The organism is Sodalis sp. CWE, from assembly GCF_019646055.1.
In the GTDB taxonomy this organism is placed as follows: domain Bacteria; phylum Pseudomonadota; class Gammaproteobacteria; order Enterobacterales; family Enterobacteriaceae; genus CWE.
In genome coordinates this window covers 475,885-489,654 of the sequence record NZ_JAESFE010000001.1, presented here as the reverse complement: position 1 = coordinate 489,654, position 13,770 = coordinate 475,885, and the positions used below count along the sequence as shown (strand labels likewise).

Annotated in this window: 8 protein-coding genes and 3 tRNA genes; 4 read left to right on the top strand and 7 right to left on the bottom strand. The window is 28.4% G+C overall.

Translation table 11 applies throughout. The features are described from left to right. Positions 1–179: 179 nt before the first annotated feature. Positions 180–1,151 carry a rhodanese-related sulfurtransferase gene (locus JK145_RS01890; protein ID WP_255555792.1) on the top strand — a complete coding sequence of 324 codons (972 nt, stop codon included), beginning with the start codon at positions 180–182 and terminating at the stop codon, positions 1,149–1,151. Between the two features lie 382 nt (positions 1,152–1,533). Next, positions 1,534–2,514 carry a L,D-transpeptidase family protein gene (locus tag JK145_RS01885; protein ID WP_220665154.1) on the top strand — a complete coding sequence of 327 codons (981 nt, stop codon included), beginning with the start codon at positions 1,534–1,536 and terminating at the stop codon, positions 2,512–2,514. A 504-nt stretch (positions 2,515–3,018) separates the two neighbouring features. Here JK145_RS01885 and JK145_RS01880 read toward each other — a convergent pair. The 5 genes from JK145_RS01880 to JK145_RS01860 all read right to left on the bottom strand — a co-directional run bounded on the left by JK145_RS01880 (position 3,019) and on the right by JK145_RS01860 (position 7,567). Continuing rightward, a tRNA-Leu gene (locus JK145_RS01880) sits at positions 3,019–3,100 on the bottom strand. Between the two features lie 14 nt (positions 3,101–3,114). Next, positions 3,115–3,187, bottom strand: a tRNA-Cys gene (locus JK145_RS01875). Positions 3,188–3,794: 607 nt separating this feature from the next. Then, complete coding sequence (gene pgsA, locus JK145_RS01870; protein WP_220665153.1) at positions 3,795–4,343, bottom strand: CDP-diacylglycerol--glycerol-3-phosphate 3-phosphatidyltransferase; 549 nt, start codon at positions 4,341–4,343, stop codon at positions 3,795–3,797. A gap of 51 nt (positions 4,344–4,394) precedes the next feature. Further along, entirely contained in the window at positions 4,395–6,227 is a 1,833-nt protein-coding gene (uvrC, locus tag JK145_RS01865; protein ID WP_220665262.1) for an excinuclease ABC subunit UvrC, read from the bottom strand. Between the two features lie 1,255 nt (positions 6,228–7,482). Then, positions 7,483–7,567: transfer RNA gene (locus JK145_RS01860), tRNA-Ser, on the bottom strand. A gap of 382 nt (positions 7,568–7,949) precedes the next feature. Here JK145_RS01860 and JK145_RS01855 point away from each other — a divergent pair. Next, complete coding sequence (locus tag JK145_RS01855; protein WP_220665152.1) at positions 7,950–8,276, top strand: TusE/DsrC/DsvC family sulfur relay protein; 327 nt, start codon at positions 7,950–7,952, stop codon at positions 8,274–8,276. 347 nt (positions 8,277–8,623) lie between these two features. Here the strand turns inward: JK145_RS01855 and hspQ are convergent, their stop codons facing one another. Then, positions 8,624–8,941 (bottom strand): heat shock protein HspQ, encoded by a 318-nt coding sequence (gene hspQ / locus JK145_RS01850; protein WP_220665151.1) that lies wholly within the window; start codon positions 8,939–8,941, stop codon positions 8,624–8,626. Positions 8,942–10,905: 1,964 nt separating this feature from the next. Here hspQ and fabA point away from each other — a divergent pair. Next, positions 10,906–11,424: a bifunctional 3-hydroxydecanoyl-ACP dehydratase/trans-2-decenoyl-ACP isomerase gene (gene fabA, locus JK145_RS01845; RefSeq protein ID WP_220665150.1), complete on the top strand. Its 519-nt coding sequence runs from the start codon at positions 10,906–10,908 to the stop codon at positions 11,422–11,424. Between the two features lie 663 nt (positions 11,425–12,087). Here the strand turns inward: fabA and nadB are convergent. After that, positions 12,088–13,692: an L-aspartate oxidase gene (gene nadB, locus JK145_RS01840; RefSeq protein WP_220665149.1), complete on the bottom strand. Its 1,605-nt coding sequence runs from the start codon at positions 13,690–13,692 to the stop codon at positions 12,088–12,090. Positions 13,693–13,770: the final 78 nt, after the last annotated feature.

Genomic DNA, 13,770 nt, shown 5'->3' with positions numbered 1-13,770 from the left:
TTTAAAAAGATGTTTTTCTTAGAAGAGAAAAAGATTGATTTAAAAATTATTAAATTTAATTTAATTAATGAAATATGAAATATCTTTCATTATAAACTTGAAATATACAGTGATACATATATCTATATTGATTTTTTTCTATATAATACATCAAAAATTTTTGATTAGAAATCATCATCATGTCTATGACACAACGGTATTATGATCTCCTTCCTAAGAAGGAAATAAAATCAGATTCTTTTTTAAAGATATCACGAATTACTCTTTCTTTTTATCATTATTTTGCTTTAGAAGATCCACAATATTTTCGTGATCAACTTCACCGTGTGTTCACTGCTTTACACATTCTCGGTCGTATCTATGTAGCTTTCGAAGGAATTAATGCACAAATTAGTGTACCTCGAATTTATTTTAACAAATTTCGTACAACCTTATATAAGTTTCATCCACAATTAAAAGATATTCGAATAAATGTTGCTTTAGAAAATAATAATAACTCTTTTTCGAAATTACGTTTAAAGGTAAGAAAAAAAATCTTAGCAGATGGGATCAATGATCCAAATTTTAATCCAAAAAATGTTGGTTATTATTTAAAAGCAGAAGAAGTTAATGCTATGATGGCCGATCCACAAGTATTACTGATTGATGTACGTAATCATTACGAATATGAGATAGGACATTTTGATCGGGCTATTGAGATTCCCTCGAATACATTTCGTGAAAAATTATTAATGGTTGTAGAAAGGCTAAAAAATAAAAAAGATAAAAAAATAATTTTATATTGTACAGGAGGAATACGTTGTGAAAAAGCTAGTGCATGGATGCGATACAATGGTTTTAAGAATGTATTTCAGATAGACGGTGGAATTATTGGATATGTACGTCGTGCATGGAAAAAAAAATTACCAGTAAGATTTATTGGTAAGAATTTTGTTTTTGATGAGCGATTAAGTGAACGTGTTACCACAGATATCATCTCTCATTGTCGTCAATGTAATTCCTTATGCGATAGATATGTTAATTGCTATAATCAGCAATGCAATCTGTTATTTATTCAATGCAATATTTGCACTAAAAATTATTTGAATTGTTGTAGTGTCCTCTGTAAAGAAAAAATATTTTTTCCTGTTTCTCTAAAAGAGAGACTTTGATTAAAAATTAAAAATATCACGCTTTTTTAAAGCCTAAAATGAAGATTTTTGAACAATATTATTAATCACTAGATAACTAATCAGGTTCCTGAATTTGTTCTGTTATCACAGATATTAAGAAGTTTTTTTTGCATTGTTGAAGTAATTAATTAAAATTACTAGGAGATTAAGTAATAATAGATATAAAAACATAGCTCATTCATTTTGCGATTCATAAACTTTATTTAAAGTTATCAATTTTTATAGTTATTTTGGTTTTCTGAACAAAATTTTCGATTATGCGTTATTGATTACTAAATCATGTTGATTATTTTTAATTTATATTATTTATACAAAAAAATCTCATTTTTTATTAAAAATTTATACTTATTAGTCTGTATAAATGATTTTATTTAGCACTTCTTTCTTTAAAAGAAAGAGAATATTTTCACTACTCAGTTTAGTATTATTAATAGTCATCTATAGCCAATCTACCATAGCAGTTATTTATTCATTGCCAAAAGAAAAAAGTCGTTTAATAGGAGAAAACTTACAAATTACCATTCCAGATGGAAATAAACATTCACTTGAGTACTTTGCTAATCAGTTTCAAGTTGGACTTAGCAATATACTTGAAGCTAATCCAGGAATAGATGTATATCTACCTATCCCAGGTACCAAGATAATTATTCCGAAACAATTGATTTTACCAAACACAGTACATGAAGGGATTATAATTAATAACGCGGAAATGCGGCTATTTTTTTATCCAAAAAATACTAATAAGGTAGTTGTGTTGCCAATTGGCATCGGTGAAGTTGGTACAGAAACACCCTCTAATTGGATAACGTCAGTACAGCGTAAGAAAAATAACCCCACTTGGACTCCAACGCAAGCTATGCGTAAAGAGTATTTAAAATATAATGAGACATTACCAAAAATTTTTCCAGCTGGACCAAATAACCCGATGGGATTACATGCACTATATGTTGGTCGTTTATACGCACTTCATGGCACTAATGCTAATTTCGGAATTGGATTACGAGTAAGTCATGGTTGTGTCCGTCTAAGAGCTAAGGATATTAAATATCTATTCGATCATGTTCCAATTGGAACCCGTGTTCAATTTATTAACGAACCAATAAAAACAACAATAGAACCAAATAATACTTTTTATATAGAAGTGCATAATCCTCTTTCTTCTACTCAAGAGCAGTTTGATTCTAATGAACAAATACCGATTTTTATCTCTAGTGAAATTAGAGAATTTTTGGAAAATTTTGACATAAATCAAGTAGATGTTGATAAAGCGTTACGTCGCCGTTCTGGAATGCCAGAAGATATCAGTAAAAAAAGCAGCAAAAATAAAAATGTGATTAATTAATCTGCTTCTTATAAAAAGAGAACCTTTGGTATTTTTTAATTATTTTTACTTATAAAATACTTATACTTATTAAAAGTATAAAACTTAATCAGGATTCCTTCTTATTAAGAAGGACTAATCTCTATTAATTTCATTTTATAGAAAAGATAAACAAAAAACATTAGTTTGAAATAAAAAGTAGGAGCTCATTTCTTTGTTAAAGAATCTTAAATTTTATTTACAGGAATAAAAAAATTCAAATTTTTAAATTAGTTTCTAAAATAATGAATATTTTAGATCAAAAAATGTTTTTGATATTACTATCTTATTTAAAGGAGAGTGTTTAATTAAAGATCAAAAATTATCATTTTTACATTTTTCGGTTTTTAAAAGTAAACAGAATTTACATAAATAAAGCAATTATTGATTACAATGTTTTAAGCACGCGTTACTATGCGCTTTCATGAATAAATCTGTTAATTATTAATCTAGAAAAAAGAAAAAAGGAAAAAGCAAATATTATAATACCCGGGACGAGACTTGAACTCGTAAAGCTGACAGCCGAGGGATTTTAAGTCCCTTGTGTTTACCATTTCACCACCCGGGCATATGAGAAATTACAGGCGCATCCCGGACTCGAACCGGGGTGTGGGCGGATTTGCAATCCGCTGCATGACCACTCTGCCAATGCGCCTTTAAAAATTTTTTTAATTAATTAAAATTTAATATAGTTTTATAAGGATACTAATTTGCTAGTGTCGTTCAATAAAGAGTGAGTCAGAAACAATTCATAAGAAAAAATTTTGAATTGTCAAAAGATAGCAAAAATCTTGTTCAAAATAAAGTACGTTATATATATTTTGGATGAAAATATTATAAACATAAACAGTTCAAATTTAAAAGCTACTATTTTTCATATTTTAAAAATTTCTGTAAGACATTCATAGATAAATATTTAACTTTTTAACAAATTTTACATCTTAATTATTTGGTTTATATCGGTTTTACATAATTAATCGTACGAGATATATTCATTTATGAAAATGCTACAATTGAACAAATTTTAATACTTATACTAGGATATTCTTTTTATAAGAAAGATAATTTTTTAAACCAATTAAAATTAGTAGTTATTATGATAAAAAAAAGAATAGTTCATTTGTTAAATTTTTGTATCTTATATATGTTAAGCTTTTCTTAAAAAGAAAGAAAATAAAATTAGGGTATAGTTTAGTATTTTTTTCTTTATAAGAAAATTTTTTTGTCAAATTATTTCTTTGATTTTTTAAAACGAATTATTTTTATTTTTTGAATAAATCTCGCCTAGCGGCATATAAATATTGAAACATAGAAAAAAATGTTAGTATAGCCGAAATATGTAATGTAGCAATTCCTATTTCGAAAACAAGACCGTTTGACCGACATAATAATGTTACTAAAGCGAACATTTGTGCTGTAGTCTTTATTTTACCAACCCAAGAAACTGTCATGTTGCTTCGTTTACCTATTTCTGCCATCCATTCACGTAATGCAGAAATAATAATTTCTCTAGCAATCATTGTCGCCGCAGGTAATGTAATCCACCACGAATGAAAATGTTCAATAATTAGAACTAACGCTATTGTTACCATAATTTTATCAACAACAGGGTCAAGGAATGCACCAAAATAGGTAGTTTGCTTCCAACGACGCGCTAAAAAACCGTCAAACCAATCTGTTATTGCCGCTAAAATAAAAATTAATGTACAACAAAACGACGTCCATCGAAATGGAAGATAAAAAGCCAAAAGAAAAAATGGAATCATAAAAATGCGAAACAGGGTGAACCAAGTAGGTATATTGAGCTGCATGATACTATTTTAATTCAATGAATAAAATGAAGATCTAAGTAAATTACATCATTACTTTTTTAAAGTATTGAAAATTTTCGATGCTAAGATATGAGAAATTCCAGGAATTTTCGTAATATCTTCAATATTGGCATTACTTAATGATTGTAGTCCGCCCATATATTTTAATAATAACTGTCTTCTTTTTGGCCCAATACCTTTGATTAATTCTAGCGTACTTGTGCTTTTTTCTTTATTGCGTTTTTTACGATGAAAAGTAATAGCAAGGTTGTGAGCATAATCACGAATATATTGTATTGCATTTAATGCAGACGAATTTTTTGTCAAGGTCAATCCTTTTCCATAAGGTTGAAAAAATAATGTCTCAAAGTTGTTCTTTTGAGATTTCCTTTTTGCTATACTAACCAAAATTACGCGAGATTTATCCCAAGAAATCTCTAATTGGGAAAAAATTTTTTTTGCTATTCCTAACTGTCCTTTTCCTCCATCAATTATTATCACATCGGGAATTTTTTCTTCTTTTAGATTTCTATTGTACCTACGCTGCAAAGCTTTACCTATTGCAGCGCAATCATCACCAGGAATAATATGTTTTATATTATAATGGCGACACTCTGAGCGTACTGGACCGTCTTTATTAAAAACTACACAGGAAGCGACAGTTTGTTCTCCCATGATATGGCTAACGTCAAAACATTCAATTCGATTAATTTTTTTGACACCTAATACTTTTGATAAAGACAACATTCGGTAATGCATTGTGGAAGATTGAGCTAATTCTGTAATTAACCCTGCCTCAGCGTTTATACGAGCTAGTTTCAAATAAGAAACGTTATCTCCCTTGGCGGAGGTTTCAATACAAATTTTTTTACCGGCTTGTTTGCTTAAAAGTGATGAAAAAAGTTTCCTCTCAGGAAAAGAAAAGTCTAATAAAATTTTTAAAGGCAAAAATTGTTTTTGGTTTTGATATAAGTAAAATTGACTGATAAATGTTTGTTTGATTTCTGATGATTCGGCGATAATTGGTGTTTTTAGAAAAAAATTTTGGTTGCCTATCATTTTTCCCTCTCGAATAAAAAGTACATGCATACAAGCGATTCCATTATTAAAGGAAATACTAATAACATCGAGATCTGCTTTTTCTCCAGAGACATATTGTTTTTCTGTTACTTGCTTTACTGTTTTTATTTGATCACGTATATAAGCTGCGTCTTCAAATTTTAGAGTACGACTAGCGATATCCATTTTTTCTACAAGTTTATTAAGTACCTGTTGATCTTTGTTTAACAAGAATAAACGTACATATTCTACTTGCTGTTTATACTCTTCATCACTAACTAATCCTTTTATGCAAGGTCCCAAGCAATGCCCAATTTGATATTGTAAGCATGGACGTGAACGGTTTCTATAAGTATTATCGTTGCATTGACGAATAGGAAACATCTTTTTTAATAAGGATAATGTTTCTTTTATTAGATAATTGTTAGGAAATGGCCCGAAGTAATCTCCCTTTGCACGTTTAGGTCCTCGATGTAGTACAAGGCGAGGGTGTTGCTCTTCGCTAAGAAAAATAAAAGAATAAGATTTATCATCACGTAACAGTACATTATACTTTGGTCGATGTACCTTAATATAGTTTTGCTCAAGCAAGAGTGCTTCAGTTTCTGTATGAGTAACGGCAATATCAATATGGTGAATATTTTTTACTAAGACTTCTGTTTTTCGATTGGAAATGTTTAGACGAAAGTAACTGGATAAACGTTTTTTTAAATTTTTAGCTTTGCCTACATAAATTACTTTACCGAACGCATCATACATACTGTAGACACCAGATTGACTAGTTAAGGTACTCAAAAATTTTTTAGCATTAAAAGAACTATCAATCACTTTTAAAAAAAGTCCCCTTGTTAAGAAATTTGGCAAACGTCAAGCTAGTTAACTACTTTAATTAATATCAATATTATTTGATTATTTCTGCTTAATTAAGCATCAATATTCTTAATATATCTCCTTAAAAGAATGGCGGATTTTATTTATAGTAGTACTAAGAGACAGCTTTGTTACTTAACAATATTGGCTCGCAATCTACAATTGTAGAGTATAAATTATTAAAATTCAATGATGAAGAAAGTTTAGTAAAACAATATGGATCAACTAAAGATTTCTTTATGACTTTCATTCAAGCTATCTATTGCTTTGTCAAATAAAATCTAAATAAATTAATAGAAATTTTTAAAGTATTTTTAGTGTTACAAACCTTAATTACTATCGAAGTATTTTCATGATGATTTTAGTTTTCATAAAATAAAACTAATTGTAACTCTTATAATTTCGGGATTGTTATTTTAAATAATATAAGGGAACTTTTAAAAAGATCTTTTATGTATTAATTTTTAAGATTATTTACATTTTGCATTAACTCCTTAATTTAAGTAAATTAGTAGAATCTGCTTAGTAAGGAGTAATTTTTAGGTTTTAAAAAATTAATAAATTATGGTTATTATTAGCAATAGTTGGCACACTAAATTTTAGTTATATTAAGATTTTAATAAATCAATTGCTTAAAAAGCAGCTTTTTACATCTTATAAGATCTAAAGTTCTTTATAAAAAGACTTTTAAAAACTATTACGTCATTGAATCTAATAAGCAGTTATTCTGCAATTAAGGGGTTTCTTGAATTAGAAGAATAAAAATTTACTATTTACATGTTATGAAGTCTTTTATTTAGAGAATTTTTTAATTATTTTAATTAGGCTTCAAAAAGTATTTTTTAAATATATTGTTAGAATAGCACTACATCTTTTGTCAAAGATTATTCTGCTTAAGTATTAACTTGTCATAACAACTCTTGTTATATGGAGATGCCGTATTTTTTAATCTAACTTTAAGACGCGCTCCTTAGCTACTTTTTGCTATCAGGTTTTAGCGTTGACTCCTAGAAAAAGATGCAGCCAGTATACTTATGTCATAAAAGATTTTTATGAAAAAATCTTTTTTCCACATACTTTTTGATATATTCCTTTAATTCTCTAATATCTTATTTTTTTTTCGATATTAACTGTCAATAGAAAAACCCATCTGAAACGTTAACACAAAATAGAATTAAAACTAAAACATCTAATAAACTGATTAAAAGCACGGAGGAGTAGAGATTCGAACTCTAGAACGCTTTCGCGTTGCCGGTTTTCAAGACCGGTGCCTTCAACCACTCGGCCACTCCTCCACAACGAAGTGAACTATAATTGGTACATTTTATATTGCAAGGAGTATTACTTCAGTTAATTAAGGTTTATCTATTTTTTTCTTTTTCTTTTTTAAAGAAAATTTTGACATGTAAATTAGAAATCCTTAACTTTAAATATTAAATTTAATTATAAATGAATTAAATTGTATTATCTTTAATAAAGATCAAAAATATCCTATATATTCTTGACAAGTTTCGAATGATGATTGTATAAAAATTTCGTTGTAAAGTACAAATTATTTATTAATATATATCGAAAAAATTATGAAATCTATTTTATTATATATTTCTAATATAGATTTAGAACTATTTGATTAACTTCTTATTTAAGAATAGTAATTTAATTAAATAAAAAATATTGATGAAATTTAATGGAACGATAATTGAAACTGACACGCAGGGATATTTAATTTCTTTGAAAGATTGGTCTGAATCTTTAGCAAAAGAAATTGCATGTCAAGAAGGTATTTTCTTAAATGAAAATCATTGGCAAGTAATTTACTTTATCCGTGAGTTTTATTTGAAATACAACATATCTCCGACTATGCGGATGTTAGTAAAATTTATGACGCAGAATTACGGGGAGAAAAAAGGTAATAGTCGTTATCTTTTTAGCTTATTTCCTAAAGGACCTGCGAAGCAGGCGACAAAAATTGCTGGATTACCAAAATCAGTGAGATGTCTATAAAAGAGAAAACCTTACATGTACGGTTAAATTATACGTAGTTATTTAGTAAACAGGTCTTTTAGTAACTACCTCACATACCCAAAAATAAGTAGACATCTATTATGTAGATAGTTGGTTTTCGAAAGAAAAAACAAGTCATAAAACAGAAGAGAATTGGAACATTTAATTTTTTCCTTTTCTTTTCAGAAGTTTTCTAGAATTCTGCTTTGATTTAAAAAACTAAAATGTTTAATTCCCAAAAAAATATTAATGAATAACTTTTCCTTGAAAAGCAGGAAAGAAATTCAATTAACTTTTTTTTAAAAGCTAAACTAATGTATGTGTGATCACCCATTCAATTATTTTAATTAATTTCTTAAACAAGGAGCTTGAAGTTGTAATTTAATTGATTCAGCTAAATCATCCAATGTTGGATGATCTGGATGAACAGGAAAAAATTCATATCCAAGCTGTACTTCCGCTAGATAAGTATGAACGGGTTTTCCGGTCTCGTCTTCCATGACTACATGATACCATGGAGATTTACGCAAATTATCCTCTATTACAATGTCTTTTAATGCAAGCCTTTCTAGTGAAAACTCAGGATCTACATCAATAATAACTCCAAGATATCCTAACAGTCTATGTCGGACTTGCTGCCCTATACCAAACTTACTAACAATCATAAGGATTTTACCTCATTTAAATACACTTAACGATTATCGTGTGCCCACTGTACATTTTTCTTTAAAAAAATTCAAGAAAATAAATTAGTTTAAAAAAACTAAATAGAATTGAAATCGTAGCAGTTCTATTACTTTTGCTGATTGATAATGGTATCTTAATCGATTTGGTAAAGCTTTTAATAGAAAAAGATTATAAAAATAAAGCGATTCTTGGATTATAGTATAATATACAGTTAGTTATAAAATACTAAACATTTAAGACAGTTCGCTAATATAATTGAAAGTAAATTCGTTGTTTAATTTAGTTAAATTACATGCCTATTAACTTATTTTTTTATGAAAAATAAAATAATATAATTAGAGAAATTTTATTTCTATAACTTAGAAAGAAATTATATTCGATGAACAATTATTGATAATTTTAGTTAAAAATTGTTAATGTTAATTAACAAATATTATAAGTAATACAAATTGCAATACATTTAAGAATAATTAGTTCTTACACTAAAAATTAGCATAGATAACTAATCCTCAGATAACTTATTTTATAATTGTGCTTATAGCAAGTGTTTACCAGTATCTATCTTTATCAAGATGACTAATAAAAGTTGGAGGTCTTTTATCTAAGGGATAACATAAATAATATTACTCAAGTTAAATAAAAATAATTTTTTAATGTTAAACCAATGTAATTAAGATTTAATTACTAGTATTAATAATCTAGAATCAAATTTAGTTTATGAAAAATGATTTCGTAATTTCTACAACTTTAATTAAATTTTCTTTTTAAGAAAATCTAATTAAATAGTAACATTATCATAGATTGTTCCACATATGTTTGTTCTATTAGAATTAATTAGTTTGCAAGCCACAGCTTTAGAGATGTGGATGAGTTAGTTAAATTTAAATATTTGATATCTGATTTAATTAGCTCAGTAGACCAAGAAACTGTAAGTTTAAAACTTCTCTTCCAGAGGAAGAGCTTTTTAATTGGTAAATCTTGGTAAGATAAGTCAAAAATGTATCCTACATAAGCATAATTTAGATCTTTAAGATCGCACGCTATTCCGATCTACTTATTAGATTAATTTCATCATCATAGTTAAATAAGCGTAGATTAAAAATCACGACTATATTGTTCATCAATCTATTAAAATTAAAGTGAAAAATGTTAGTGGGAGAAATTTCAGAAAATATAGCAAATACATCGAGTTTTTTGTCTAAAAATATGAACAAGCTGTCTTAAAAAGATATATATGAAACTTTAATCTAAAATGAATGGTCAGAAAATCATTTGAAATGAAAAAGCGATTAGAATTAAGGTAAGTTTGAATATGAAAATACATTACTAATGTTAAAAAATTGCTTTTTTATTTGACCACCTGTTTTCTATTAATTATATTCTATAATGAGATAATGGTTAATTTATCATTAAACTAAACTAAATTTAGTTTCAATATCCATTCCAGAAGACTATAATTTCACAAGAATTTTTATGTTTGTGTTAACTTCCCTCAGATGAGAAGAATATTCGATTTACTTATTTAATGAGTTTGACATCTCTTAAAAAGAATTTATAGAAATAACATAAGTTAATTTTCTATTTAGAAAATAAATGGATTATGCTTACGCATATTTATCTATTTTTATTAAAAATAATAAGCAGATGGAAGTATAAACACGTTAATTAAAAAAAACCATTGCATATTAATACAACCTTATTAAATGATATATTTATTTGTTAATTAAAATTATCGTTAATGTATTGATTTGAGATATTATTGTTTGACGATAAAAGTAAATTTTTTAATAAAATTTTTTTATAAAAGTAAAGTTAATATTGATTTACGAAAGTAATGATTATTTTATCACTATTAAATAATTTTCTATAAAAATAGAACTTATATTAAATGTCTAACTTATTGAACAATATATGCATTTAAACAATTAAGGTTAAAATAAACATGATAAATACACAAGTTTTTTATACAAAAAAAGATCTTTTAGCTTCTGGACGAGGTGAGCTCTTTGGAAAAGAAGGACCACAATTGCCTGCACCTAATATGCTAATGATGGATCGAGTTATTAAAATGACCGAAGATGGTGGTAATTATAATAAAGGGTTTGTAGAAGCAGAATTAGATATTCATCCAGATATGTGGTTTTTTAGTTGTCATTTTATTGGAGATCCAGTAATGCCAGGTTGTCTTGGTCTAGATGCTATGTGGCAATTAGTTGGTTTCCACTTAGGCTGGCTTGGCGGAGAAGGAAGAGGGCGTGCATTAGGCGTAGGCGAGGTGAAATTCACTGGACAAATTCTTCCTAATACAAAAAAAGTAACTTACCGCATTCATTTTCGTCGCATAATTAATCGCAAGTTAGTTATGGGCATGGCTGACGGTGAATTATTACGTGACGGTGCTATCATTTATACTGCAAGAGATTTGAAAGTAGGTTTGTTTAAAGATACTGATTCTTTCTAATTTTCCACTTCAAAAAAAATAAAAATGATATTTTTGCGATGCCTTTAAAATATTAGTTTTTTGGAGTTGAATGAAATTACTTGCAATAATTTTCAATTGCTTCTTTTAAGTACATTTTAAGTAAAAAAACAATTAAGATGATCAAATTGGTCAAAAAATTGGAAGATTTATTTTCTAACCAATGTCTATTAAATTTTCTACTTTCTTCGAAATCCGATTACAATAAGTTTTAGTTCATACATTATAATACTATTTTATAGAAAGAATTTTTTTAAAAAAATTAAAAATTTTTTCTTCAAAAGAGTTTTTTCTATTCTATAGTGTTGTCTAACTACCAATTTGAAGTGAATTTTTCGTAAATGAATACTTTTAAAAAGCTATTTTTATATAATAAACTACGAAATTAAACTCTGTTTTCTAAAGAAAAGAGGAAAAAATAATTTCTAATGGTGAAAGTTATCTAATATAGCCGTGTTTGTGAGTTTATTAACTTACTTTTTAAAAAAAACTTGCAATATTTAATATATCAACGTCATTAATCGCTATAGATTCCGTAGTGGAATTAAAAAGATCTCTCTAAAAGTTAGCTAATTTTCTTTTGAAGAAGATAAAAAAGAATTTTTAGCTAAAAAATAAAAATTAAAAAAAGGGCCTTTTATTTATTTAAGGTTCTAAAATAGTTGGAAATGTATCTACCTCCATATTTGGATAATCTAAAATAAAGTGCAAACCCCGACTTTCCTTCCTTTGCAAGGCGCTTTTTATAATCAATTCAGAAACTTGTATTAAATTTCGAACTTCTAACAAATGCTTAGAAAAGCGAAAATCAGAGTAATATCTACTTATTTCATTATGTAATAGTTCTATTCGATGTTGTGCGCGCTCTAAACGCTTTTTAGTTCGTATAATGCCGACATAGTTCCACATGAATGATCGCAATTCATGTTCAATATTTCGAAGTATTAATTTTTCATCAGGATCATTAAACCAATTTATATTCCAGGGTGGAATTTGACAGACTTTACTTGTAGTTGATATATGATGGGAAATATTTTCCGCTGCCGACCAGCTGTACACAAGACACTCTAAAAGAGAATTAGAGGCCAAACGATTAGCACCATGCAAACCAGTATAGCTAACCTCTCCAATTGCATAGAGACCTTCTAAGTCGGTTTTTCCGTGTTTATCGACAACTATACCGCCACAGGTATAATGGGCAGCTGGAACAATAGGAATAAATTGACAGGTAGGGTCGATATTTACAGTTAGTAATTTATTATAAATAGTTGGAAATCGCTGGCTTAAAAAATTTTTTGACCAATGGGTCAAATCAAGATACATACAATCCATGCCTAATCGCTTCATTTCGCAGTCGATACCTCTCGTAACAATGTCTCTAGGTGCTAGCTCTGCACGTACATCAAATTTTGTCATAAAACGACTTCCATCTGATCTACAAAGATAAGCACCCTCACCTCTTAATGCCTCTGTAAGTAGGAAATTATGTTCTTTTGGGTGAAATAAACATGTTGGATGAAATTGGTTAAACTCTAAGTTAGCCACTCGGCAGCCAGCACGCCAAGCCATAGCAATACCGTCACCAGAAGAAATTTCTGGATTTGTAGTGTATTGATACACTTTAGATGCACCTCCAGTAGCCAGCACTATTGTATTGGATTGGTATAGCTCTACTTCTTCTTTAGCACGGTTCCATATATAGGCTCCAAGAACTCGTTTTGAACCAGACCACCTTACATGATTTGATATAATTAAATCTATCGCTTGACAGTATTCTAAAACTTTAACTCTAGGATGTGTTGATAGTTTTTTAACCAGAGCGGTCTCAATTGCCATACCTGTTGCGTCGGAAACATGTAGTATGCGACGATAACTGTGACCCCCTTCACGAGCAAGTCGATAATGAGCTATGTTCGAATCTAAAGACTCCTCAGTATCGAATGATACTCCCTGATTTTCTAGCCATTTTATACAATGACTGGCGTTACTAACGACAAATTCAACTATTTCTGGATCGCAGATACCAACCCCAGCTTTTAGCGTATCGTTAATATGAGAGCTGATGCTATCAGATTTATTGAAAACTGCCGCAATACCGCCTTGAGCATATAAAGTAGATCCTTCATTTATTGAACTTTTGCTTAAAATTGTAATATTGAGATTGTCAGATAAACGTAGTGCTAGTGATAAACCAGCTGCGCCACTTCCAATAATGAGAACATCAGTAGTATGTTCTTTTAATGATTTCATAATAATTGACAAATCTCCCATTTCCAAGGGATTGTTTTAGTAGAGGGATCTCTGCGATCTTGATCAATTTGATAACTA